The 24,989-nt window shown below is 67.7% G+C and carries 24 protein-coding genes; 13 read left to right on the top strand and 11 right to left on the bottom strand.

Annotation, left to right across the window (positions count from 1 at the left end; all coding sequences use genetic code 11):
• Positions 1–19 precede the first annotated feature (19 nt).
• The 9 genes from KHB019_RS09385 to KHB019_RS09345 form a co-directional block, all read right to left on the bottom strand.
• Positions 20–1,105, bottom strand: a complete 1,086-nt coding sequence (locus tag KHB019_RS09385; RefSeq protein WP_337458776.1) for a hypothetical protein — start codon at positions 1,103–1,105, stop codon at positions 20–22.
• A complete protein-coding gene (locus KHB019_RS09380; RefSeq protein WP_337458775.1) occupies positions 1,099–1,863 on the bottom strand; it encodes a hypothetical protein in 765 nt (254 codons plus the stop codon). Before KHB019_RS09380 ends, KHB019_RS09385 begins: the two co-directional genes overlap by 7 nt.
• Positions 1,860–2,858: a vWA domain-containing protein gene (locus KHB019_RS09375; RefSeq protein ID WP_337458774.1), complete on the bottom strand. Its 999-nt coding sequence runs from the start codon at positions 2,856–2,858 to the stop codon at positions 1,860–1,862. Before KHB019_RS09375 ends, KHB019_RS09380 begins: the two co-directional genes overlap by 4 nt.
• Positions 2,855–3,841, bottom strand: a complete 987-nt coding sequence (locus KHB019_RS09370) for a VWA domain-containing protein (RefSeq protein ID WP_337458773.1) — start codon at positions 3,839–3,841, stop codon at positions 2,855–2,857. The genes KHB019_RS09375 and KHB019_RS09370 overlap by 4 nt, the downstream gene beginning before the upstream one ends.
• 11 nt (positions 3,842–3,852) lie before the next feature.
• On the bottom strand, positions 3,853–4,341 hold the full coding sequence (locus tag KHB019_RS09365) for a hypothetical protein (protein WP_337458772.1): 489 nt from the start codon (positions 4,339–4,341) through the stop codon (positions 3,853–3,855).
• On the bottom strand, positions 4,328–5,215 hold the full coding sequence (locus KHB019_RS09360; RefSeq protein ID WP_230103968.1) for a DUF58 domain-containing protein: 888 nt from the start codon (positions 5,213–5,215) through the stop codon (positions 4,328–4,330). The genes KHB019_RS09365 and KHB019_RS09360 overlap by 14 nt, the downstream gene beginning before the upstream one ends.
• 2 nt (positions 5,216–5,217) lie before the next feature.
• Positions 5,218–6,315 carry an AAA family ATPase gene (locus KHB019_RS09355; RefSeq protein WP_414684052.1) on the bottom strand — a complete coding sequence of 366 codons (1,098 nt, stop codon included), beginning with the start codon at positions 6,313–6,315 and terminating at the stop codon, positions 5,218–5,220.
• Positions 6,316–6,376: 61 nt separating this feature from the next.
• Positions 6,377–7,063 carry a Pr6Pr family membrane protein gene (locus KHB019_RS09350; protein WP_337458771.1) on the bottom strand — a complete coding sequence of 229 codons (687 nt, stop codon included), beginning with the start codon at positions 7,061–7,063 and terminating at the stop codon, positions 6,377–6,379.
• A 16-nt stretch (positions 7,064–7,079) separates the two neighbouring features.
• The gene (locus KHB019_RS09345) at positions 7,080–7,811 is read right to left on the bottom strand and encodes a GntR family transcriptional regulator (RefSeq protein ID WP_230104256.1); all 732 of its coding nucleotides are present in this window, start codon (positions 7,809–7,811) and stop codon (positions 7,080–7,082) included.
• Between the two features lie 158 nt (positions 7,812–7,969).
• Here KHB019_RS09345 and KHB019_RS09340 point away from each other — a divergent pair, with 158 nt between their 5' ends.
• From KHB019_RS09340 to KHB019_RS09310, 7 genes are read left to right on the top strand one after another with little or no spacing between them, the layout of a single operon-like run.
• Positions 7,970–9,319: an ABC transporter substrate-binding protein gene (locus KHB019_RS09340; protein ID WP_230104255.1), complete on the top strand. Its 1,350-nt coding sequence runs from the start codon at positions 7,970–7,972 to the stop codon at positions 9,317–9,319.
• A 3-nt stretch (positions 9,320–9,322) separates the two neighbouring features.
• Entirely contained in the window at positions 9,323–10,291 is a 969-nt protein-coding gene (locus KHB019_RS09335; protein WP_230104254.1) for a carbohydrate ABC transporter permease, read from the top strand.
• A 2-nt stretch (positions 10,292–10,293) separates the two neighbouring features.
• A complete protein-coding gene (locus KHB019_RS09330; protein ID WP_230104253.1) occupies positions 10,294–11,100 on the top strand; it encodes a carbohydrate ABC transporter permease in 807 nt (268 codons plus the stop codon).
• Positions 11,101–11,135: 35 nt separating this feature from the next.
• Positions 11,136–11,924, top strand: coding sequence for a 6-phosphogluconolactonase (locus KHB019_RS09325; protein WP_230104252.1), 789 nt, complete (start codon positions 11,136–11,138; stop codon positions 11,922–11,924).
• Entirely contained in the window at positions 11,870–12,862 is a 993-nt protein-coding gene (locus tag KHB019_RS09320; RefSeq protein WP_325471981.1) for an N-acetylglucosamine kinase, read from the top strand. The genes KHB019_RS09325 and KHB019_RS09320 overlap by 55 nt, the downstream gene beginning before the upstream one ends.
• Positions 12,859–14,208: a family 4 glycosyl hydrolase gene (locus tag KHB019_RS09315; RefSeq protein WP_230104250.1), complete on the top strand. Its 1,350-nt coding sequence runs from the start codon at positions 12,859–12,861 to the stop codon at positions 14,206–14,208. Before KHB019_RS09320 ends, KHB019_RS09315 begins: the two co-directional genes overlap by 4 nt.
• A gap of 34 nt (positions 14,209–14,242) precedes the next feature.
• Positions 14,243–16,657 (top strand): beta-glucosidase family protein, encoded by a 2,415-nt coding sequence (locus KHB019_RS09310; RefSeq protein ID WP_337458770.1) that lies wholly within the window; start codon positions 14,243–14,245, stop codon positions 16,655–16,657.
• Here KHB019_RS09310 and KHB019_RS09305 read toward each other — a convergent pair.
• Positions 16,635–17,600 carry a DMT family transporter gene (locus tag KHB019_RS09305; protein WP_337458769.1) on the bottom strand — a complete coding sequence of 322 codons (966 nt, stop codon included), beginning with the start codon at positions 17,598–17,600 and terminating at the stop codon, positions 16,635–16,637. The genes KHB019_RS09310 and KHB019_RS09305 overlap by 23 nt on opposite strands.
• A gap of 189 nt (positions 17,601–17,789) precedes the next feature.
• Between KHB019_RS09305 and KHB019_RS09300 the strand changes: the two genes are divergently transcribed.
• A complete protein-coding gene (locus tag KHB019_RS09300) occupies positions 17,790–19,073 on the top strand; it encodes an adenylosuccinate synthase (RefSeq protein ID WP_230104247.1) in 1,284 nt (427 codons plus the stop codon).
• A 104-nt stretch (positions 19,074–19,177) separates the two neighbouring features.
• Positions 19,178–20,419, top strand: a complete 1,242-nt coding sequence (locus KHB019_RS09295; protein WP_337458768.1) for a lactonase family protein — start codon at positions 19,178–19,180, stop codon at positions 20,417–20,419.
• A 112-nt stretch (positions 20,420–20,531) separates the two neighbouring features.
• Here KHB019_RS09295 and soxR read toward each other — a convergent pair whose 3' ends face one another.
• A complete protein-coding gene (soxR, locus tag KHB019_RS09290) occupies positions 20,532–21,005 on the bottom strand; it encodes a redox-sensitive transcriptional activator SoxR (RefSeq protein ID WP_230104245.1) in 474 nt (157 codons plus the stop codon).
• Between the two features lie 145 nt (positions 21,006–21,150).
• On the opposite strand from soxR, the gene KHB019_RS09285 reads away from it, so the two are divergent.
• From KHB019_RS09285 to KHB019_RS09270, 4 genes are all read left to right on the top strand, one after another.
• Positions 21,151–22,566, top strand: a complete 1,416-nt coding sequence (locus KHB019_RS09285) for a dihydrolipoyl dehydrogenase family protein (protein WP_230104243.1) — start codon at positions 21,151–21,153, stop codon at positions 22,564–22,566.
• Between the two features lie 148 nt (positions 22,567–22,714).
• Complete coding sequence (locus tag KHB019_RS09280) at positions 22,715–23,554, top strand: ABC transporter ATP-binding protein (protein WP_337458767.1); 840 nt, start codon at positions 22,715–22,717, stop codon at positions 23,552–23,554.
• Entirely contained in the window at positions 23,551–24,234 is a 684-nt protein-coding gene (locus KHB019_RS09275) for an ABC transporter permease (protein WP_337458766.1), read from the top strand. The genes KHB019_RS09280 and KHB019_RS09275 overlap by 4 nt, the downstream gene beginning before the upstream one ends.
• Positions 24,231–24,971: an ABC transporter permease gene (locus KHB019_RS09270; RefSeq protein WP_230104258.1), complete on the top strand. Its 741-nt coding sequence runs from the start codon at positions 24,231–24,233 to the stop codon at positions 24,969–24,971. Before KHB019_RS09275 ends, KHB019_RS09270 begins: the two co-directional genes overlap by 4 nt.
• The last annotated feature ends 18 nt before the right edge of the window (positions 24,972–24,989 follow it).

The raw sequence follows: 24,989 nt of genomic DNA, 5'->3' as shown, positions 1-24,989 counted from the left end.
TGTACTGACCCCGCCGCGGTCAGGACCCCGGGTACTCCTGCAGCCGCTCCTCGAACTCCTCCACGTCGGCCTCGCTGAGCAGCTCCGGTGCGAGGAAGTAGATCTGCAGACCCTCCAGCGGCTCCCCGGACTTCGCGCTGTCGGCCTCACGTTCGGCTCGCAACTCGCCCGCCGGGTCGTTGGAGAGGTCATGGATCACGGCGTAGAAGCGCAGTGGGTCGGGGTAGTTGTCGGTGTACCACTCCCAGGTGTGCTGGGTACGCGGGTCGCTGGACCCGTAGAACCTCTGCAGGATCGTGCTGTCGAGGCTCGACGACGGGTCGTTGAACGAGTACATCCCGTACATGCCGCGCTCGGTGACGACCTCGTCGATCACCTCCATGACGTCGAGTTTGCGCTCGTAGTCCTGGACCGGCTCGTTCGTCGCCCACGGCACCGAGATGTACTGGACGAGCATCGACTCCCCGCCGTAGCCGTTGCGTTCGGGCCGCAGATCCTCGGGCGCGACCTCGGTCCAGGTGTATCCGAACCGGTCGCTGAGCCGTCGCCGGATCTCGGCGAGCGTCGCGTCGCTCTGCTCGCGGACCTCTTCCAGCGACGGCTGCGCGAGGATCTCACTCGATGACCTGTCCTTGACGCCCGGGAAGGCCTCTTCGTGCTTCTGCTCCGCAGTCTTCTGGCCGCCGTAGCTGCCGGATGCCGATGTCTGCAGCGCACTCGCAGCCCCCATCGTCGCGACGTTGAGCATGAGCGTGATGATCAGTGCGGATGCCCCGAGCGCCCGCCCGCGCGCGGTGAACAGAGCCGCCACGACGACGCCGACGACGACCAGCTGCACCGTAAGCATCGTCACGCCGTAGATGAGGCTGGTGGCGCCGGCCAGCAGCGCTCCGAGCAGCGTGAGCGCGAACAGGATCGCCGCCAGCAGAGCGGCCCAGCCGATCGCGTTCGCCGGCTGCTTCTCCGCCGGAGCCTCGGCGGTGCTCACCAGCGGAGCGGCCGCGGGCGCGGTCCTGCGCCGAGCGCCGTGGTACCCGCCGGGCGGCGGTACCGGTGGGGCGCCCTCAGCGCCCGCGAGGTAGCGGGTGCGCTTCGGATCTACCATGGTTTGTCCGTCCCGCCGCCGGGGCCGTCCTCGTCGCCCATGTTCTGCTCGCGCTCCTCAGCACCCTGATCGAGCTTGTCCTGCAGCTCGTCGAGCTTGTCCTGACCTGGGCCTGACGGCTGCTCCTGCTCCTCGCCCTGGTCGGGGTTCTCCTCGCCGTTCTGCCGGCTCTGCTGCTGCTTCTCCTGCAGCCGGTTCTCGAGCTCGTCGAGCGTCTCGCTCATGTCGCGCTGCGGGTCCGGCGACTGCTGCTCGGCTTCGTCGCTGCTGCACTCCTCGGGCGTCTCGGCGGTGACGACAAGGCCTTCACCGTACAACTGGGCTGCCGCTTCGCCGTCGCCGGCATCACGTGCGGCATCGCCCTGGCGTTCGATCACCAGGGCGAGATTGACGCGGACGGCGCAGACCTCGAGTCCGGATGCCAGGGGCAGCGCCTCTTCGAGCTTCGCCCTGGCGCCGTCCAGCTCTTCGGCCCCGGCTAGGGCCGTGCCGATGTTGTACGGCGCCTTGAACGGCTCGAACCAGTTCAGGAACTCCTGCCCCTGCGCGGCCGCGGTCGAACCGGAGTAGTCGGCCACGACGTACGTCGAGATCGCCTGGTGGGCGAAGCCGTACATGCTGAGCACCTTGCCGACGACGAGGAGGGCGGTGAGCGTCAGGGGCAGGGTGCCGATCGCGATCCAGCGGCGGATGCTGCGCCGCCGCCTGTTCGCCGCGAGGAGGGCCGCCGCGGCATCCGCCTGCGTGGGGGCGGTCATGCGTCACCTCCGCGGAAGGCCAGTCCGCGCAGCTGCGCCGTGAGCATAGCCGCGCGCGCGAGCTCGACGCCGAGCAGCAGCACGATGATGAGCGCGAACACCCAGTACAGCTCGATCACGTTGCCCACGGAGCCGGACGCGGCGTAGTCGGTCGTCGTGGTCGGAGCCGCGGGCAGGTCGATCGCGGCGTCCGCCGAACGCACCTGCAGCGGAACCCCGAGATCGTCCGCGATGGTCTGCAGGTTGGTCTCGTCGATCACCGACATCGCCGGCTGCCCCTGGTAGTCGATGTAACCCTGATCGCCGCTGAACGACCCGGAGGTGACCTTCATCGGTCCGCCCTCGGTGGTGCCGTACCCCAGTACGGCACCACCGTCGACGTAGCGCGCGCTGCCGGAGAACGACTCGGGATCGCTCGACACGGTCTGCTCGCCATCGCCCAGGTAGAACACCATCCGCGACCGGTCGGGCGCCGATTCGGCCGCGCCGGCGAGCGTCTCCTGGAGCATCGTGTGCGCGATGCCGATGGAGCTGCCGCGGGACTGGGAGGTCACTTCGGGCCTCAGCACCTCGAGCGAGGACATCAGCGCTGTCGTGTCGGTCGTGAGCGGCAGCCGCTGCTCCGCCGCGCCGGCGAAGGTGATGAGGGCGAAGCGTGCGCCGGGGTACTCGTCGACGATCGCCTGCACGTCGGCCCGAGCGCCGTCGAGGCGTGGGTGGTCGCCGTCCCAGTCCTCAGCGACGATGCTCGCGGTCGTGTCGAGCACGATGACGATGTCGGTGTCCGTCGCGAGGGTCTCGGTGGCGCCGCCGGGGATGCCGGGACGCAGCAGCATGGCGAAGCAGGCGAGCAGCATAACGAGGCGCATCGCCCACAGGCCGGTCCCTGAGCCTGTCGAAGGGTGCCCTCGCACCAGCATCCAGACGGCGACCGCCGCGACCGGAGCGAACAGCAGGATCAGGAGGAAGACGTTCAGGACGGGCTGGAAGATCACAGTCTGACCCTCCACATCAGCACGATGAAACCGAGGGTGAGCACGAGCAGGACGGCGATCCACAGGTTCGGGGTGTCGGTCCAGACGACCTGCGCCTGGCCGCGGAGCTCGGTGGCATCCTGCTCCTGCACGTCTGCGATGATGTCGGCGACCGTCGTCGTGTCGCGCAACCCGTACGCCTCGCCGCCGGTGGACTGCGCTGCGGCCACGAGCTCGTCGCTGATCCGCGTGTTCACGCCCTGCACCGGATTGAGCGCGAAGACGCGGATGCCGGTGGATGCCGCGTACTGCGCGGCCTCTTCGAGGGTGACGATGGACGCTCCGGCGAGCTCGTTGTCGGTGGCGAGGATGATCGATCGGCTGCGCTCGTCGTCCAGATGATCGAAGCGCATGGCGCAGGACGCGAGCCCGTCTCCGATGAGAGAGGCTCCTGGTCCGTTCAGGGTGCCGATCCAGTGCTCGGGGATCTCATCGGTGTAGTCGAAGCTCTCGCGGATGCTCTGCAGATGCGTGCGGATGAACTCGTAGTCGTCGGTGAGCGGGAAGACCTGCACCGGCGAGCTGTTGAAGATGGTCAGCCCGATCCGTTCGCCCTCGAATCCGTCCAGCAGCTCCTCGAACACGCTGAGGACCTCGACGTCGACGTCGCTCATGGACCCGGAGACATCGAGGCACAGCATGATGTCTCGGCTCGTGTTCACCGGCTGGATCGTCTGCGACGACATGGGGCGGGCGGCGACGACACCGGCGACGACGGTCGTCACCACGCCCAGAGCCAGGATGCCGGCCAGCGCGGCGGTGCGCCGATTCACCGCTCTCCGGAACGAGGGCAGCGTCCGCAGGCGCTCAGCGCGGGCGATCGGCGCGCTGTGCTCTGTGCGATGTCGGACGCCCCGGCGAAGGCCGATGGTGAGACCGGTGGCGACGGCGAGCACGACCACTCCGGCCGCGATGAGGATCACCCACCACTGGGCTAATGCCATGTCGTCACCCCCTAGTGCCACTTCTCAAGGACCGCGCGGGCGGCCTCGGCGCCGGCGTGCGGGTCGATGGCGGTACCGCGCCGGAAGATGCTCGGGTAGTAGTGACGATGGATCGCGTCGATGAGTTCGGGCTGAACGCCGAGGCGGACGAGGTCGTCGAGTGCGAGGACGGGGGCCTCGAGGCCGCTGTACTCGTTGACGAACGACCTGATCGAGCGGCTGAGCTCGAGATTCGCCTCTCGTGCGTCGATCGCGCCATCGCGGTACGCGGCCTCGATGCGATCGATCGAGGTGCTGTATTCCGTTCGGAGCATGGACAGCACATCGCTGGTGGGCGGCATGATCGGTGCGGCACCCGCGATCGTGATGCTGCGCTTCGGTCGGGTGAGGAAGACGACGAGCCAGCCGGCCAGGATCACCAGAGCGATGATGCCGATCGCGAGCAGGATCCAGCCCCAGCCATACTGCGCGGGAGGGTAGAGCTCGTCAGCGCCGGACATGTGCCCTCCGATTCAGCATGCGCAGCAGGTCGGTGACCGCGGCATCCTGGGTGTCGAGGGAGGCCCGGCTGATCTCGAGGCGATCGAGCAGGTCGTCGCGGAGGGCGGCATCCGCCTGCGTCCTGGCGATGATCTCGTCCCGAACCTCGGCGTCACCGTGCACGAAGTCGGGGATCGACCAGTGCGTGTTCACATCGGCGCGCGACGCGTGGGACCTGCTCGCGAGCACGGGGTCGGCGTCGCGGAGCGTGATCCACAGGACGTCGTGCTGGACGCGCAGTCGGCGCAGCATCCGCTCCGTCTCGTCCGTGACGGGTGCCTCGTCCGTCACGATCACGACGATGCAGCGGCGTGCGATCGTCCGTGCGACGAACGCGAGCAGAGCGTCGCGATCACTGGGGGCGGATGCCGTGTCGATGGCGTGCTCGATCGTGCGCAGTCCGTGCTCGAGTGCTCCCTCGCTGCGCCCAGGTGCGCGGCGGCGGATGCGTTCGGCGTCGCCGTGGACGATGCTGAAGTCGTCGCCGTGCCGCAGCGCCAGGACGCCGAGGGCTCCGGTGGTGAGGATCGCCAGGTCCTTCTTCGGCTTCTCGTCGTGCGCTAGGGCGGTCATCGACAGGCCGGTGTCGACGACGAACAGGATCGTGTGCATCCGGTTCGCGCGATGGCGCTTGACGAGCGGCTCGCCCATCCGGGCGGTCGCCCGCCAGTCGATGTCGCGGATCTGATCGCCGTACTCGTACTGGCGCAGGTCCTCGAAGTCGAGGCTGCGCCCGTGCAGAAGGGACGCGTAGGCGCCGTCGAGCGCATGCATCGACTTCTGCGACGAGTGGATGAAGAGCTTGCTCTTCACCTGGGTGATCAGACTGGGCATGGCTACGGTGTGGGCACGACCGAGAAGATCTGGTCGATGATCTCCTCGCTGCGGATGCCCTCGGCGTCGGCCTCGAACGTCAGCAGCACGCGGTGGCGCAGGACGAGATGGCGGAGGGCGCGGATGTCCTCGGGGATGACATGGGCCCGGCCGTTCAGCAACGCGAGCGCGCGCGACGCCTGCAGGAACGCGATGCTCGCGCGCGGGCTCGCCCCGTACTTGATGAAGCGCGCGCGGTCTTCGCCGATGTAGGGGGCGGGGTTACGGGTCACGTATGCGATCGAGACGATGTAGTTGCGGATCGCGGCATCCACATAGATCTGGGACGCCGTCTCCTGCAGGGCCTTGACGTCCTCGAGCGACACCGCGCCGGCGACGTGCCGGTCGGGGTCGAGCACGCCCGAGTCGATGCGGTTGAGGATCTCGAATTCGTCGGCCGGGCTCGGGTACTCGACGATCTCCTTGAGCAGGAACCGGTCCATCTGCGCCTCTGGGAGCTCGTAGGTTCCCTCCTGCTCGATGGGGTTCTGGGTCGCGATGACCAGGAACGGCTTGGGGAGGTGGTGCACCTCGCCGCCGATGGTGGTCTGGTGCTCCTGCATCGCCTCGAGCATCGCCGACTGGGTCTTGGCGCTCGAGCGGTTGATCTCGTCGAGCAGCACGAAGTTCGCGTGCACCGGGCCGAGGACGGTGCGGAACGACCCGGTGGCCGCGTCGTAGATCTGGTTGCCGGTGATGTCGCTCGGCAGCAGGTCCGGTGTGCATTGGATGCGCTTGAAGCTCGCCTTGACCGTGTCGGCGAGGGTGGATGCCGCTGTGGTCTTGGCGAGCCCTGGGACGGACTCGAGCAGGATGTGCCCGCCCGCGATGAGCGAGACGAGCAGGCTCGTGCGAAGGCGCTCCTGGCCGACCATCTTCGCGGAATAGGCATTGGCGATGACCTTGAGGATGCCGGTGGCGCTCTGCATCTCCGCGGCGGTCGGGCCGGAGGATGCGGGGATCGAAGGATCGGCGACGCGCGGTGCCGCTGGTGCAGCCTGGCGCGGTGGGGGCGGAGGGGCGGCTGGCGCTCCAACGGGGGCTGCGTTCGGCTCGGTCATCCTGCCAGCGTAATCGCGGCTTCCACTCCGGTGCGCGCCTGTGGATGGGCAGTGGTTCCCGTCAGCGAGAGGCGCCGCGACGTCGACCCACCCAGACCACGAAGGCCGCGATCGCGATGATCGCCACGGCGATGCCCACGATGTACGCCACCACTCCGAGGTAGCCGCCCTGGAGGTGCGGGTCGAGGAACGGGTAGGGGTACCACCACGGGTTGCCATGCGCTGGGCCGACGATGAAGTTCGCGCGGATCAGCGTGTACGCCGCCCAGACGATCGGGAAGATCACGGCCGTCAGCATCGCACCCCGGGGCAGCGCGCGACGTCGCGGCGCGAACAGCACGTCGGCGAGCATCACGAGAGGGATGACCACGTGCAGGGTCTCGTTGGTCCAGACGTCCGAGATGCCGGCAAGTGGGATGTTCCGCAGCAGCAGGTTGTAGACGATGCCCGTGACGATCATGTACGTCGACGCGCAGGCGAGCAGCGTCGCGAGCCAAGCGGGCTCCGCCTCTGCGGTGCGCCGGGTGCGCAGCATCCACAGCCCGCCGATCACAAGGGCGATCACGGCGAGGACGTTCGAGAGGATCGTGAAGTAGCTGAAGAAGTTCGCGATGACAGTCGGCAGATGGCCGCCCCACGCGGTCTCCGATGAGAGAGCGTTGCCGAGACTCAGCGTCAGCTGCCGGATGATCGCGGCCAGGCCGAGCACCGCTGCGGCAAGTCGGACGTAGGGCCACCAGGTCGTCATCGGCTCCCCCTCGGGATCACGGTTTGTGCTGCTGGCGTCGGAACAGGTCCGCTTGGAATCTATAGGCATCCCCGCGATATCGGTTGACTCCCAGCAGTACCGGCGTGCCGTCCGCGGTGTATGCCGTCTCTTCTCCGACGAGCACGGGGGATCCGACGCTGGCCCCTAGAAGCTTCGCGAGCGGTGCGTCCGCGATGGCGGCGGTGACGCTGTACGCGCTGCGGTGAATCGCGACGTCGCACTCGTCACGCAGCAGGTCGTAGAGCGAGCGATCGGTGAGATCGATGTCCATCAGCGCTCGCGCCCGCTGCTCTGGCAGGACCACGACATCGAAGCAGACCGGGTTGCCGTCGAGGCCGCGCAGGCGATCGATCTGGATGACCGGCGACGTGGGAGCGATCCGGAGATGATCGGCCTCGTCGATGGTCGCCGGACGGATCTCACGGCGCATCACCGTGGACGTCGGGCGCAGTCCACGCGCTCGAGCCATCTCCGTGAACGACTGGAGCGTGCTGGGTGGCTCTCCGACGACTCGCGGTGGCACGAACCATCCGCGCTGAGCGGAGCGACTGACACGCCCCTCGGCCTCGAGAGCGCCGAGGGCGGCGCGAAGCGTCGACCGGCTGACGCTCATGTGCGACGCCAGATCGCGTTCGCCAGGCAACCGCGTTCCCGGCGAGAACACGCCGATCGCGAGGTCCTGAGACAGCTGCTCGTATGCCTGTGCGGCGGCCGGGGTCAATACCACGACGCCAACATACCACGGAGGCCATCTGGATCAATTATGCCGCAAATTGGTATTTGACTGGTGCAACTGGTCCATCGGTGTTAGCGTTCGAGATGTCCTCGGAGCCCGACTCCGCAGACCCCCTCGAGCAATACCCGACCACCACGATGGAGTGAACGATGTTGTCGAAGAAACTTCGCGCCGCAGGGGCGCTTTCTGCCGGCTTGGCCGCAGCCCTGGCACTGTCCGCCTGTGCTCCGGGAGGCGGCGCCACACAGAGCAGTGGCCCCACTGAGGTCTCGGACGACGTAGCCGGTGCCGGGGACGTCACGCTCAAGCTCTCCGACTTCTGGAGTTCGGCCGAAGAGGAGTGGATCACCACTCTGATCGACAACTTCGAGAAGAAGTACCCGAACGTCACCATCGAGCGCACCCGCGAGGACTGGGGCCAGCTGACCAGCACGCTGAACCTGCAACTGCAGGATGCCGGCGGACCGGACATCGCTTCGGCGAACAACGGATGGTCGTCGCTAGGCACCCTGGCGAAGGGCGGGTTGGTGGTCGACCTCGACGCCTACGCCGACCTGTACGACTGGAACGACGAGGTCCCGACGACCATCGCGCGTCAGAACCAGTTCACGAGCGACTTCAAGACCATCGGCGAAGGCACCTGGTTCGCGACGCCCCTGGCCAGGGCCTCGCTCATCGGCATCTATTACAACGCCGGCCTGCTGGAGGACCTCGGGATCGAGGTGCCTACCAGCCTCGATGACCTCGAGGATGCCGCGGCCGAGATCAAGGCGGCGGGAAAGGTGCCGTTCAGCTACAGCGGTCTCGACGGCAACACAGCAGCCCTGCTGGGCCTGCAGGCGCTATACGGATCGGCCGACGACATCAATGATTTCGTCTACGGCAGCGAGGACGTGACGGCAGCGGACACCGGGTTCAACGACGCTGCGACCACGCTCAAGGAATGGGGTGACGATGGCTGGCTGATGCCGAACTTCGAGGGGCTCGACTACCAGACCACACTCGCGAACTATCTCGACGGCGACAGCGTATTCCGGTTCGATTACACGGGGTCACTCGGCCTGTCCGGCGAACAGCTCGACGACTTCGGATACATCCAGCTGCCCCAGGTCGGTGGTGATTCGACCGTCGGCGTCGGCGCTGCACCCGGTGCCATGGTCATCTCGGCCAAGTGCGAGCACCCTGACGTCGCCGCGGCGTTCCTCGACTATCTGATGTCCGAAGAGGCGAGCCAGGCGGCCGTCGACCTCGGTCTGGTCCCGATGCTCAACGATGTCGAGACCCCCGACTCGCTCAGCCAGAGCGGCGAGGCGGCGGCGACGTCCACCCTCGACTCCGATGACGGCTACGTTCCGTACTTCGACTGGGCGAGCCCCACGATGCTGGACATCCTGTCGCAGAACACTCAGCTGCTGATGGCGGGCAAGACCACGCCAGAGGACTTCACCAAGGCGGTTGACGACGACCGGAATGCGTTCCTCGCCGAGTCCGGATCCTGACCCATGGCCATCCCCGATCTCGGTGTCGCCGCCGGCCGTCCGGCCAGTGGCGACACCGCGGCCACCGAACTCATCGTCACCGGTGGGAAGCGCCGCCGCACATCACGTGCGCGTCGACGCTCCCGCCGGGTGGGGCTGCTCTTCGCTCTCCCAGGGCTGGCACTGTACGCCGGGGTCGTGCTGTGGCCGATGGTCCAGTCGATCCAGTACTCGTTCTACAAGTGGGACGGCGTATCCGCCTCCGTGTGGGTCGGATTCCAGAACTACGTCAACTTCTTCACTGATCCCGTGCTGCGCTCGACGCTGGGGAACGTGCTGGTGCTCCTGGTGTTCTTTGCCGTGCTGCCCATCGCCCTCGGGCTCTTCTCTGCCGCGTTGATCACACGCTCACGTCAGCCGGGAATGGCTGTCTATCGCTGGATCTTCTTTCTGCCGCAGGTGCTGACGAGTGTCGTCACAGCACTGCTGTTCAAGCGGATGTACGCGCCGGAAGGACCGATCAATGAAGCATTGCGCGCGGTCGGGCTCGATGCACTGGCCAAGAACTGGCTCGGCGACTTCACCTGGGCTCTGCCTGCGGTGGGCCTCATCGGTACCTGGGTCACGTTCGGGTTCTGCATGGTGCTGTTCATTTCGGGCGCATCCTCCATCTCGACGGATCTCTACGAGGCGGCACGCATGGACGGCGCGGGACCGATCCGGGAATTCGTCTCGGTCACACTCCCCGGCCTCCGCGGCCAGATCGCGGTGGCGCTCACCCTCACCATCACCGCAGCGCTCCGAGCGTTCGACCTGATCTGGATCACGACGCGCGGTGGCCCTGGTACGTCGACGCAGACACCCGCAGTCGCGTTGTACAAGGCGGCGTTCGTGAACCCTAACGTCGGCCAGGCGGCTGCCATCGGCGTCGTGATGGCCATGCTGTGCCTCGCGATCGCTCTCATCATCACTCGGATCTCGGAAAGGGAGTAATCGTGTCATCTCGTTCCGAGAAGCTCTGGAACTACGTCATCCTCACCGTCATGGCACTGATCGTGCTGTGGCCGGTCGGCACTTTCCTGGCCGCGTCGCTGAGTCCTGATCGCGCAGGGCGGCCGTCCAGCGACCTGCAATGGGGCAACTTCGTCACCGCGTGGAACGATGCCGAGTTCGCTCGCTCGATGACGGTATCGCTCATCATCACGGTGGTGGTCGTCGTCGTCGGTGTGCTGCTGGCACTGCTCGGGGGATACGCGTTCGGCGTGCTGGGCGTGGTCGGCGAACGGTTCCTGTTCCCCGTGATCCTGTTGGGCATGATGGTCTCGCTCGAGGTCATCATCGTGCCGCTCTACTACCAGTTCCGCACCATAGGCCTCACGAACAATCTCTTCGGTGTGATGCTCATCCATCTGGGCATGGGAGTCCCCTTCGGTGTGTTCTGGATGCGCGCCGCCTTCCGGGCCCTCCCGCGTGCCGTCTTCGAATCGGCGGAGCTGGATGGCGCGGGCCCGCTGCGGATGCTGTGGTCGATCGCCGTTCCGAACCTGATGCCGGCCGTCTACACCCTGATCCTGCTCAGCTTCATGTGGACGTGGAACGACTACTTCCTCTCTCTCGTGTTCCTGCACGGTGACAACCAGACGGCGACCGTGGCGCTGGGAGTTTTTCAGGGCAAGTTCGTCACGCAGATCAATCTCATGGCCGCTGGCGGTCTCATCGTCGCGGCTCCGGTCCTGATCCTCTACGTGATCTTCCAGCGCAAGTTCATCTCCGGCATGCTCGCCGGCGCCATCAAGGAATGACCAGGCGTCATCCGCTCGATACGAAGGCAGCAAAAGTGCAACTCTCTCCCCAGATCCTCGACTCCGCCGATGAGGTCGGCGAAGCCGTCGCCGACGTCATCGTCGAACGACTCAGCGCCGCCGTCGACCGACCGTTCCTTCTCGGATGCCCGAGCGGACGCACCGCGGTTCCGGTTTACTCGGCACTCGCTCGCCGTGCTGCGGCCGGCAGCGATCTGTCACAACTCGTCATCGTGATGATGGACGACTACGTGGTGCAGACCGAAACCGGCGGGTTCCGCGTCGTCGATCCGGATGCCTCGTATTCGTGCCAGCGCTTCGCGCGAGAGGACATCCTCGCGCCCATCGCGGAGGCCGCGAGGGCAGCGGGCATGATCGCGCCCTATCGGATCTGGACGGCGGATCCTGCGGATCCAACGGAGTACGACCAGCGCATCGCGGACGCCGGAGGAATCGATGTGTTCCTCCTCGCGTCTGGTGACAGCGACGGCCACGTGGCGTTCAATCAGCCGGGCACCGGGCGTGACGCGCGGACGCATCTCGTCGTCCTCGGTGAGGCGACACGACGCGACAACATGGGCACGTTCCCCGAGTTCACCCAACTCGACATGGTGCCGCAAAACGGCGTCACGGTCGGCGTCGACACCATCGCAAGCCAGTCCGCCGAGGCGATCATGATCCTCACCGGCGACAACAAGCGCGAGGCGTTCGCTCGCATCACCGCAACCACCGCCTATGACGCCGAATGGCCGGCCACGATCATCACCGAATGCCGCAACGCTCGCATCGTCGCCGACCGCAACGCGGCATCCGTGCGGGTATGAACGTCGTCGGCGTCGATATCGGCGGAACCAAGACGCGGATCGCCCTCGCCGCGCAGGACCCGGCAGGCGGGACACTGCGCGACGTCGTCGTGTCGTCAGCATCCTGGCGGGGTCCGCTCGGCGACCCCGAGGCGGACGCCGTGGGCCTCGTCGGCGTGCTCGTCGAGCAGCTCGGCGATTCGGTGAAGGAAGCTCCGATCGTCGTCGGCGCGCACGGCTGCGACAGCACGGAACAGTGCCACGACCTCGAGCGTGCACTAGGGCGAAGGCTCGCCGGCGAGATCCTCGTGCTGAACGACTCTGAGCTCATGTCTCCTGCGATGGGCCTCCCTGATGCCGTGGGCGTCGTCGTCGGAACCGGATCGATCGCGACGGCCCGCACAGTGGGTGGGGAACTCCTCACCGCCGGTGGCTGGGGATGGCTGATCGGCGACGAGGGCAGTGCGCCAGCCCTCGTTCGCGAAGCGGTTCGCGCGGTGCTCACCCACCTCGACGACGCGAGTGGCGCTGATCCGCTCGTGACGCGGCTGCTGGCGGCGTTCTCGGTTCGAGATGGTGCCGAGTTGGCGCTCGTAGCGACGCAGACGGCGTCCGCCGAGGCGTGGGGTGCGCGCGCTCCTGAGGTGTTCACGGCCGCGACGGAAGGATCCGTTCTCGCGGCCGCCGTGATCTCGCGGGCAGGCAGCGCCCTCGCTGGGTTGGTCGCACAGCTGCGCCGTCGTGGCGTCCCAGCGCGTGACGTGGTCGCCGGCGGCGCGGTGATCGAAGCTCAGTCGCTTCTGCAGGGCGCGGTTCGTGCAGCGCTCGAGCTCGTAACCCCCGAGGTGACCCTGCACATCCTTCGGCATCCGCCCGTCACCGGAGCCATCGCACTCGCACGTCGCCTCGGCGGCGGGCATCCATCGACCATCAACTCGAATCGGAGCACGGAATCATGAAAGTCACCCTGATCGGAGCAGGCAGCCGCGAGTTCGCCGGCAAGATCGTTCGAGACCTCCTTCTCAGCGAACCGATCGCGCAGAAGGATCTGCAGATCGTGCTGATGGACATCGCAGCCGAGCCGCTCGCCGAGATGGAGGCATACACGCGCCATCTCATCGAGCGCCTCCAGCACTCGGCCGACGTCTCGTCGACCACCGACCTCGACGCGTCGGTCACCGACGCGGACTTCGTCGTCACGGCGATCGAGGTCGACCGCTACCACTATTGGTCGCAGGACTTCACGGTGCCCCGCAAGCACGGCTTCAAGCAGGTCTACGGCGAGAACGGGGGACCCGGCGGGATGTTCCACGCCCTGCGTCAGTTCGGGCCGCTGCTAGAGATCGCCCGCGCGATCGAGAAGCATGCACCGAATGCGCTGTTCCTGAACTTCTCCAACCCCGAGCACAAGGTCTGTGAGGCGATCTCACGACTGACATCGGTGAAGGTCGTCGGTCTGTGCCACGGCTACTTCTATGGCGTGCGCCAGATCTCCGCGTTCCTCGACATGCCGCGTGAACGACTCGAGCTTCCAGCTGCAGGCATCAACCACTTCACGTGGTTCCAAGCGGTGCGCGACCGTGAGACAGGGGAAGACCTCTACCCGCGTCTGCGCGAGGTCGAGCGCGAGGCGAACTGGGTGTCCGACTGGCACGAGATCGGCCTGTCCCGCATCCTGTTCCGCCGGTTCGGGCTGTGGCCATCGCCGAGCGCCAATCACATCGGAGAGTACATCAGCTGGGCTGACGACTACGTCCCGGCGCAGCTGCAGTACTTCCACGACCCCGCTGACGGCTCGCCCTGGCGCCCCGGTGCCCCGACGCCGGAGTGGTACTACGAGATCCGCTTCGCTGACACGGACCGCCCGTTCCACGCGCCGCGCCCAGACACCTCGCTCGAGCACTCCTTGGAGGAGACTCCGATCGAGTCCTCGGAGGAGCTGGCGATTCCGATCATCGAGTGGGTCGCGTGCGGTGTGGAGCGCGACCTCCCAGCCGTGAACATCCCGAACCGGGGAGCGATCCCCGGGCTGCCTGACGAGATGGTCGTGGAGGTGCCGGCGAGAGTCGAGAACGGCGAACTCGTCCCCATTCAGATGGAGCCGCTCCCTGAGGGCATCCTCGCGATGATCCAGTTGCACGGATCCATCCACAAACTGCTCGTCGAGGCGTACGCCGAGCAATCGAAGCAGAAGCTGCTCCAGGCGATCCTGCTCGACCCGGTGGTCGACTCTCACAACCGCGCGGTAGCGATGCTCGACGAGTTCCTCGAGCTCCAGGCGGACGCCCTGCCGCCGCTCACCTGATCCGCACCGCCCCAGCTCACCTCGAAAGGACCTCATGGCACTCCCTCCCCTCGACGTCGACACCGCCCTCGACGTCGACACCGCGCTCGACGTCGACACCGCGCTTGACGTCGACACCGTGCTGGCCGAGCTCACACTGGAAGAGAAGGTGTCGCTGCTCTCCGGCGTCGACGACTGGTTCACGCAAGCGATCGACCGGCCGGGCCTCACGCAGGCAGTCCCGTCGATCGAGGTGGGCGATGGCCCTCACGGACTGCGCAAGGAGACCGGTGTGGACATGATGTGGGTGCCGGCGACGGGGTTCCCAACGGCATCCGCGATGGGAGCGTCATGGGACAGAGACCTCGTGCGTCGAGTCGCAGCGGCGATCGGCGAGGAGGCCAGGGCGGAGGGCGTCCAGGTCGTCCTCGGCCCCGGGGTGAACATGAAGCGCTCGCCGCTATGCGGCCGCAACTTCGAGTACTTCTCAGAGGATCCGTTCCACTCCGGCGAACTCGGAGCGGCGTACGTCACTGGGCTGCAGTCCACTGGTGTCGGTGCGTCGCTGAAGCACTACGCGGCCAACAACCAGGAGATCGAGCGGACGCGGATCTCCGTCGTCGCCGATGACCGCACCCTTCGCGAGACGTATCTGGCCGCGTTCGAGCGGGTGGTCCGTCAGGCGGACCCCTGGACGGTCATGTGCTCGTACAACCGCATCCACGGCATCCACGCATCCGAGAACCGCTGGCTTCTGACGGAAGTGCTTCGCGAGGAGTGGGGCTATCAGGGTGCCGTCGTCTCGGACTGGAACGCCGTCCACGACCGTGTTGCGGCGCTGCGTGCGGGTCTCGACCTCGAGATGCCTGGTACAGCGGGCAGGACGGACGCCGAGGTCGTCGCCGCCGTGCGTGCCGGGAATCTCGACGAGGCCGTGGTGGATGCCGCCGCGCGACGCGTACTCACCCTCGTGGCTCGCGCGTATCCCGGTGTCGACGTCGTCGATGGCCCGGTCATGCACCTCGGTCATGCCGCTGGTGACCGTCTCACGGACGAGCAGCTGAGGCTCTTGAAAGCGGATGAGCACCACGCGCTGGCGCGTGAGGCCGCTGCAGCATCCATCACGCTGCTACGCAACGACGCACGACCGGCCGGAGGCCCAGCTCTCCCGCTGGGCCAGAACGGCGGTCGCATCGCCGTGATCGGCGCTTTCGCGGAGCACGCCCGCATCCAGGGCGGCGGGTCGTCCGGCGTGGATCCGACGCGGGTCGACGTCCCCCTGGAGGAGATCCGTGCGATCGCAGGGGCGGGTCGGGTCTCATACGCCCCCGGTTACGTGCATCTCCCGAAGAACGCATATCAGGACGACAACGTAGCGACTCTGGCCGCCCACGGAATCACGCTCGTGGAGGAGCGCCCGAAGGTCGCGCGCCGGTCCGCGACCCTGGCCAAAGAACTGCAGCTGGCCGAGGCCGTTCAGCATCTCGCGAAAGCACAGCCATCCGACACTGCTCGTCGGCTGATCGATGAGGCACTGACGGCGGCGCAGGACGCGGAGACGATCATCGTCTTCGCCGGCTTGCCCCTCGCATTCGAGCAGGAGGCGAATGATCGAGCCTCGCTCGCGCTCCCTGAGGAGCAGAACGTCCTCATCGCCGAGCTCGCGGAACTGCGGGATCGAACCGGTGCCGCACTCGTGATCGTCCTGGCCAACGGGTCGCCGGTGACCATGGAGCCTTGGCACGACAGCGTGGACAGCATCGTCGAGTGCGGACTCGGCGGGCAGGGCGTCGGCGCCGCGATCGCACGAGCACTGTTCGGGCTGGCCAACCCGTCGGGGCGGATCGCCGAGACGTATCCGCTGGCGATTGAGGACACCCCTGGATTCCCGAACTGGCACGGTGAGCGGGGCGTGGTCCTGTACGGCGAGGGCGTGTTCATCGGCTACCGGTGGTATGACGCGCTGCGGCGAAGGGTCCTGTACCCGTTCGGGCACGGACTCTCGTACACATCGTTCGGATACGCCGATCTGAGCGTCGAGATCGTGGATGCCGCTGTCGGACGCGTTCGTGTCACCTGCCGAGTGACCAATGAAGGGTCCAGAGCGGGTGCCGAGATCGTGCAGCTGTACGTCGGTGATCCGGATGCCGAGGTCTCGCGTCCGGTTCGGGAGCTGCGCGGTTTCGAGAAGGTGCACCTCGAACCGGGTGAATCCGCGGAAGTCGGCTTCGACCTCGATGGGCGGGACTTCGCCTACTGGGACGTTGCGGCCGATCGCGGTGACGATCGTCTTGGACTGTGGCGGCGGGAGGCCGGTGAGTTCATCGTCGAGGTCGGCGCGTCCTCGCAGGACATCCGCCTGGAGCACACGATCTCACTGCCGGATGACGCGTCGATCCCCGGGTTGGTCCGCGACGCCGACCTGCAGGGCGTTGTCGCCTCGAGATTCACTCAAGGACACGCGGGCTGACACGGGACCCTGTCTGCACGGTCCGCCGTCGCATCCGGGTGATGAGGACCCCGAGGAGGCACAGCGCGCCGCCCACGAACATGAGAGGCGTCGGCACCTCTCCGAGGATGATCCAGGACATCAGGATGGCGATCGCCGGCACGATGTACGTCGTGGCCGACGTCTGCCCCGCCGTGCTGCGCTGCAGGACGTAGGCCCACGTGGTGAAGGCGATCGCGGTGGGGAAGATGCCGAGATAGACGACCCACAACGTGGCATCCAGAGGTGCGGTCTGCAGATCGCCGATGAGGCTTCCGAGCCACGGCAGGAGCGCCACCGTGCCGGCGACGGCGCCGAGCCAGGTCAGCGTCGTCCCGTCCACGCCCGCGCTGAGCAGGTGCTTCTGCAGCAGCGTGCAACCCGCGTACATGACCGCGGCGAGGAGCGCGAGCAGCAGACCGGTGACGTCGAAGCCCGAGCTCGTCGCCGAGTTCATGCCGATCAGCACCACGCCCAGGAACGCGACCGGCGCACCGACCATCAGCGTCTTGGGGAAGCCCTCGCGCAGAAGCAGACCGCTGAAGACGACCACCATGAGCGGGGCGAGGTTCACGACCATCGCCGCCGTCCCTGCGTCGAGTGTGCGCTCTGCGCTGTTGAGCGCGAGGTTGTAGACGCAGAACCAGCCGATGCCCCAGACGATCACGAGAGGCCAGTGCCGACGTGCTGGGAGACGGATTCCGTGGCGCAGAGCGATGACCCCGAGCGCCGCCGCGCCGATGGCCATGCGCAGCAGCGCCAGTGCGCCGGGGTCGAAATGCGGGCCGGCCCCGCGGATCCCGATGAACGCCGAAGCCCACAGGACGACCGTCACGAGCGCAGCCAAGAGGATGAGCGGCGCCCGCCCGCGTGGCTGGTCGCCCTCCAGCTGGGTCGATATCGGGCGCGGCGATACTTCTGGCATCCCCCGATCATCGCGCCGGCCACGGACATTCGTCGATCGTGTCGACTGCCAACCGTCGTCGGTTTCCCGCCATGTCGTGCGCGATGGCCCGCCGAGAGGGCAGCGAGAGGCCAGTCGGTAGGATGGAGTCGCCCGAAGAGGGCCAGCTCATCGGCCGGTGCGAACCCGGCGAAAGCAAGGGGGATACCCATGCCAGGAATCGTTATCGTCGGCGTCCAGTGGGGCGACGAGGGCAAGGGCAAGGCAACTGATCTGCTCGGAGACCGCACCGACTGGGTCGTGAAGTTCAACGGCGGCAACAACGCCGGTCACACCGTCGTTGTCGGCAACGAGAAGTACGCGCTGCACCTGCTGCCCTCCGGCATCCTGTCTCCCGGCGTCACGCCGGTGATCGGCAACGGCGTCGTCATCGACCTCGAGGTGCTCTTCGACGAGCTCGAGGCGCTCTCGGCCCGCGGCGTCGACGTCTCCAAGCTCAAGGTCAGCGCGAACGCGCACATCATCACGCAGTACCACCGCACGCTCGACAAGGTCACCGAGCGCTTCCTCGGCAAGCGCAACATCGGCACGACCGGCCGCGGCATCGGCCCGGCCTACGCCGACAAGATCAACCGCGTCGGCATCCGCGTGCAGGACCTCTTCGACGAGAACATCCTGCGCCAGAAGGTCGAGGGCGCGCTCGACCAGAAGAACCACCTGCTGGTGAAGGTCTTCAATCGCCGCTCGATCACGTGCGACGAGATCGTCGACGACCTGCTGTCCTACGCCGAGCGGCTGCGCCCCATGGTCGCCGACACCGGTCACCTGCTCGAGGAGGCGCTGAAGCGCGACGAGGTCGTCGTCTTCGAGGGCGGTCAGGCGACCATGCTCGACGTCGACCACGGCACCTACCCGTTCGTGACCTCGTCGACCGCGACAGCGGCGGGCGCGTCATCCGGATCCGGCGTGGGGCCGGGGCGCCTCGACCGCATCGTCGGCATCGTCAAGGCGTACACGACCCGTGTCGGTTCAGGCCCGTTCCCGACCGAACTGCTCGACGAGCAGGGCGAGTGGCTGCGCAAGACCGGCTTCGAGTACGGCACGACGACGGGACGCATCCGCCGCACCGGCTGGTACGACGCCCCGATCACCCGATATGCGACGCGGGTCAACGGCATCACCGACCTCGTGCTCACCAAGCTCGACATCCTCACGGGCCTCGAGCAGATCCCGGTGTGCGTGGCCTACGACGTCGACGGAGAGCGCTTCGACGACGTTCCGGTGAACCAGAGCGATTTCCACCACGCGAAGCCGATCTACGAGTACTTCCCCGGCTGGACCGAGGACATCTCGAAGGCGCGTACGTTCGACGATCTGCCGAAGAATGCGCAGGACTACGTGCTCGCGCTCGAGGGCATGAGCAACACGCGCATCTCCGTCATCGGTGTGGGTCCGGAGCGTGACGAGGTGATCGTCCGCCACGACCTGGTGTGACGTGCCCAGGCGCACTGCGGGAGGGGTCGTGAATCGTCGCCTGAACTCGGGCTCGGCGACCGGATGCGACCCCTGCCGGCGCATTCGGACGAGAGGGTGACGACATGACTCGCTTCTGGATCGGCGGCTATGGCCCCGACATGGACGGGGATGCCGCGGGGATCGGCCTGCTCGAAGGCGACGAAGGACGCGAGCCGATCAGTCTTGCGTACCGTGGTGCGGTGGCCGCCGCGGCGTCGCCGTCGTGGCTCGCCTCGCACCCCGCACTCGATATCGTCTATGCCGCGCTCGAGGGCTCGGGCACCGTGCAGGCGTTCGCCCGAACCGGGGAGCGGTCGCTCGCCCGATTCGGCGCGCCCGTCGAAGTCGGCACCGGCGTGTGCCACCTCGCCGTCGCGCCGCACGGCCGGTACCTCGTGGTGAGCTGCTACGGCGACGGCCGCGTCGTGCGCGTCGGGATCGACGCCTCCGGGCTGCTGGGCGAGACGGCGGTGGCGGATGCTGCGACCGACCCGTACGGCACGAACCCTGTCCCGGCGGCACAAGGGGCGCCAGCGGCGCAGGGCCCCGACCTCAACGACGTGCTCGCATCGCTTTCGCCCGCGGCATCCGAGCCCCCGCGCTCCGGGCTGCTGCTGTTCGATGAGGAGCTGGGGCTGACGCCGGGCGCCCCGGACCCTGTTTCACCGGCCGCTGCGATGATCGCCGCCGCTCTCGCTCCGGCATCCACCGTCGACGCGCCGGAGCGCACCTCGCACGCGCACGCCGCGGCGTTCCTGCCGGACGGACGCATCGCCACGACCGACATCGGGTTCGATCTCGTGCGTGTCTGGCGGCCGACCTCTGCCGGGCTGGTGTCCGATCACCAGATCGTGCTGCCGCACGGCGTCGGCCCTAGGCACATGGTCGTGCACCCCAGCGGGCACCTCCATGTGGTCACCGAGTACTCGTGCGAGGTCTTCACCCTCGCTGCCGGACCTGACGGCCGATGGGCCCTCGTCGCGGCGACGGCGGTCAGCCCTGCCGCTCAAGCCGGAATCGACTACCCGTCCGAGCTGTCCCGCTCGCGGAACGGCGAGACGCTGTACGCCGGCGTCCGCGGCAGCAACACGATCGCGGCGCTGCGCGTTCGCGGCGCCGGCGATGTGGTCGAGCAGCTCGCGCTCGCCGAGTCCGGCGTCGACTGGCCGCGGCACCACCTCGTGCACGACGGTGCGCTGCTCGTCGCCGGACAGCGGTCGGACGAGATCAGCATCCTCGACCTCGACGAGCGAACCGGGGCGCCCCGCGGCATCCGTCACCGCACCGCGGCCCCCGCGCCCAGCAGCATCCTCCTCGCCCGCTGAGCCCGTCCGCACCGAGGCGCGGGCTCTTCCCACCCCGCACAACTCCGGAGGGTTTCGGCAGATCGGCATGATCTCGGCCGCCCACGCACCGATCCGGGCAGTCTCTCCGGAGTTATGCGGGCGGTTCGGCCTTCGCGAGCCAGCGGATCGGACCCGATCCTTCCCTGCCGAGCACATCAGCCGGGTTCTGCAGCGCGCAGGAGTTCAGGCTGAGGCATCCGCAACCGATGCATCCGTCCAGGTCGCCGCGCAGGTGCTCGAGCTGGCGGATTCGCGCGTCCAGCTCATCGCGCCACCGCTGCGACAGGCGAGCCCAGTCGCGCTTGTTCGGCGTTCGTCCCTCTGGCAGTGAATCGAGCGCCGAGCGGATGTCCTTGAGGGGGATGCCGACGCGCTGCGACACGCGGATGAACGCCACGCGACGCAGCGCGTCGCGGCGGTACCGGCGCTGGTTGCCGTCTGTGCGCTCGGACTCGATCAGGCCGTTGCGTTCGTAGAAATGCAGAGCGGATGCCGCGACCCCGCTGCGCCTGGAGAGTTCGCCGATCGTGATGCGGCGGCTCTTGTCGCCGTCCAGCTGTGGCATGATCTCTTCTTCCTCGCGCTGGCCGGGCTGCTTGCAGCCGCTGCGGCGATCCTCGCCCCGCGGACACGTCGGGAACAATCCCCGTGACACACGGTTGCACTTCGGGAAGACTGGCCCCGCACGCTGACCGGAAGAAGGCAACGCCATGTCGACAGACGAGTACGACCTCATCGTGATCGGAGCAGGTCCCGTCGGCGAGAACGTCGCCGACCGCGCCGTTCAGGGCGGCCTGAGCGTGATCGTCATCGAGAGCGAACTGGTCGGCGGCGAATGCTCGTACTGGGCGTGCATGCCCTCGAAGGCGCTGCTGCGCTCGGGCCAGGCGCTGCGCGCCGCTCAGCACGTGCAGGGCGTCATCGGGGGCGAACTCGATCCCACCGAGGTCCTCGCCCGACGCAACTCCTTCACGAGCGACTGGTCCGACGACGGACAGGTGAAGTGGCTGCAGTCCGCAGGCATCGACCTCGCCCGTGGTCAGGGTCGCATCAGCGGGGAGCGCGAGGTCACCGTCACCGATGACGACGGCACGGAGCGCGTGCTGCGCGCTCGTCACGCGGTCGCGGTCTCCACCGGATCTGATGCCGCGATCGCGCCGATCCCCGGTCTCGCCGAAGCGGCACCCTGGACGAGCCGTGAGGCGACGAGCGCTCAGGAGGTGCCGGCATCCCTCGCCATCATCGGCGGCGGCGTCGTCGCGGTCGAGATGGCCACCGCCTACGCGTCGCTCGGCGCGAAGGTCACCGTGATCTCCCGCGGCGGCCTGCTCGCGAAGATGGAGCCGTTCGCCGGCGAGCTCGTCGAGAAGGGGCTGCGCGCCGACGGCGTCGACGTCCGCACGAACACCGGAACGGCTCGCGTCGACCGCGATGACGACGGGGTCACGATCACGCTCGACGACGGCACCGAGATCCGTGCCGCGGAGGTGCTCGCCGCCACAGGCCGCCAGCCGCGCTCGGACGACATCGGACTCGAGACCATCGGGCTCGAACCAGGCGAGTACATCCGCACCGACGACACTCTCCGCGTTCAGGGGCACGACTGGCTGTACGCGGTCGGCGACGTCAACGGCCGCGTTCTGCTCACGCATCAGGGCAAGTACCAGGCCCGTGCGGCGGGCGACGTCATCGCGGCGCGCGCGAACGGCGACGAGATCGACGACGCGACCTGGGGACGCCACGTCGCCAGTGCCGACGCTGCCGCCGTGCCGCAGGTGGTGTTCTCCGACCCCGAGGTCGCCTCCGTCGGACTCACCGCCGCGGCTGCGCAGGATGCCGGGCACACCACCCGCGTGGTCGATGCCGAACTCGGCTCCACCGCCGGCGCCAGCCTGCACGCTGACGGCTACACGGGCACCGCGCGGATGGTCGTCGACACCGATCGGGATGTCATCCTCGGGGTCACGTTCGTCGGGGCCGACGTGTCGGAGATGCTGCAGGCCGCCACGTTCGCGGTCGTCGGCGAGGTGCCCATCTCCCGCCTGTGGCACGCCGTTCCCGCCTACCCGACCATGAACGAGATCTGGTTGCGGCTGCTCGAGGCGTACGGCCGGCAGAGCGCCTGAGGCCCATCCGATCGGCGGGGTGCTCCGAACAGTCCGTGTCGGCCCCTGCGCTGTCAACCCCCGGCGAATCTGCCCCAGATGTCTGCGGCATCCCCTACGCTCGAAACCGACTCCGAGGAGGCATCATCATGAAGGCTGTGCTCGCGCTTTGATCGAGTTCCGCTCGGTATCCAAGAGATTCCCCGATGGCACGCTCGCCGTCGAGGACTTCAGCCTCGTGCTGCCGTCACGGAAGACGACGGTGTTCGTCGGGTCATCCGGATGCGGCAAGACGACGCTGCTGCGAATGATCAACCGCATGGTCGAGCCGACGAGCGGCGACGTCGAGATCGACGGCGAGAGCGTGCTCGGCAAGAACCCCGTGGCTCTGCGGCGCAGCATCGGCTACGTCATGCAGAACTCCGGCCTCATGCCGCACTTCTCGGTCATCGACAACGTCTCGACCGTGCTGCGGTTGAACGGCACTCCCAAGAAGCAGGCGCACGAGCGGGCGCGTGAGCTGCTCGACACCGTCGGGCTCGACCGGGCGCTCGCCGACCGGTACCCGAGCCAGCTCTCCGGCGGGCAGCAGCAGCGCGTGGGTGTGGCCCGAGGACTCGCGGCCGACCCGAACATCCTGCTGATGGATGAGCCGTTCGGCGCCGTCGATCCGATCGTCCGCGCCGATCTGCAGCAGGAGCTCATCCGCCTGCAGCGCGACCTCGACAAGACCGTCGTCTTCGTGACCCACGACATCGACGAGGCCTTCCTGCTCGGCGACCAGGTCGTCATCCTCGACAAGGGCGCGCGCGTCGTGCAGGTGGGCAGCCCGAGCGAGATCATCGAGAACCCCGCAGACGACTTCGTCTCGGCCTTCATCGGCGCTGAGCGCGGCCACCGCGCGCTGCGGATCAAGCAGACCCCCCGCGGTCGTGTCGTGGTCGATTCCGAGGGCCGGACGCAGGGTTCGCTCCTCGACGACACGGATGCCGCCCCGAGGACTCCATGACCTGGGTCTCCGACAACCTCGACCTTATCTTCGGTCTCGCCCTCACTCATCTGGGTCAGAGCGCGATCGCGATCGTCTGCGGGTTCGTCCTGTCGCTGCCGCTCGGCTGGGTCGCGTGGCGCTATCGCCTCGTGCGCGGCCCGATCGTCGTCCTCACCGGGCTGCTGTACACGATTCCCTCGCTGGCCCTGCTGATCCTCCTGCCCTCCGTCGTCGGATATCAGGCCCGCAGCCCCGAGAATCTCATCGTCGGTCTCACGATCTACGCCGTCGCGATCCTCGTGCGATCCGTCGCCGACGGCCTCGACTCTGTCGACCCCGACGTCCGGCAGGCCGCGACGGCCGTCGGCTACGGCGGTGCGCGCCGGTTCTGGACGGTCGATCTTCCGCTTGCCGGCCCTGTGATCCTCGCCGGGCTCCGCGTGGCGGCGGTCAGCACGATCTCCCTGGCGACGGTCGGCATCCTCGTCGGCGTCGAGAACCTCGGCTACCTGTTCACGAACGGTCTGCAGCGTCGCATCATCCCGGAGGTCTCCGCGGGCGTTCTCGCGGTCGTCGTGATCGCGCTCGTCATCGACCTGCTGCTCATGCTGGCCGGCCGCGCCATCATGCCGTGGACGCGAACCGCATCCGCGGCGACCGCATGCCGTCGCATCGTGCCGATGAGGGCCGCCGCATGAATCTGTTCGCGGATGCCTTCGCCTGGCTGTTCTCACCGGAACGGCTGGAGGGTCAGTACGCGCTCCCAGTGCTGCTCGGCCAGCACCTGTTCTACACGGTCATCTCCGTGCTGATCGCCGCGGTCATCGCGGTGCCGGCCGGCTGGGCCATCGGCCACACCGGGCGAGGCCGCGAGATCGCCGTCGCCATCTCCGGTGCAGCCCGCGCCGTGCCGTCGTTCGGCCTCATGGTGCTGCTCGTGCTGCTGATGGGGGTGCTGCGCGTGCCCGAGGCTGCGACCATCACGTTCGTGCTGCTCGCTATCCCCTCGCTCCTCGCCGGCGCGTACACCGGGCTCGAGGCGATCGACCGGCACGTCATCGACGCCGCCCGCGCCACCGGAATGACGCAGTGGCAGGTGTTCTGGAAGGTCGAGGTGCCGCTCGGGCTCCCATTGCTCGTCGGCGGTCTCCGCTCGGCGACCCTGCAGGTCATCGCCACCGTGACGATCGCCGCGTACGTGAACCTCGGCGGCCTCGGCTGGCCGATCATCCAGGGGATCCCGCTGCGCCGCTTCGACCAGGTGCTCGGCGGTGCCATCCTCGTCGCCGTGATCGCCCTCATCGCCGACCTGCTGCTCGCCCTCGCGCAGCGCATGGCCGTTCCCACCGGCATCCGGGTCGCGAAACCAGGCACACCGTCACCGCGGGCTGCTCGTCGCGCGGCATCAACCACAGCCTCCACAGCATCAGCCTGACTCCCCACCAGAGAGGAA

It is taken from the genome of Microbacterium sp. KHB019 (genome assembly GCF_037285405.1).
Classification (GTDB): Bacteria; Actinomycetota; Actinomycetes; order Actinomycetales; family Microbacteriaceae; genus Microbacterium.
This window is presented reverse-complemented; position numbering and strand designations above follow the sequence as displayed.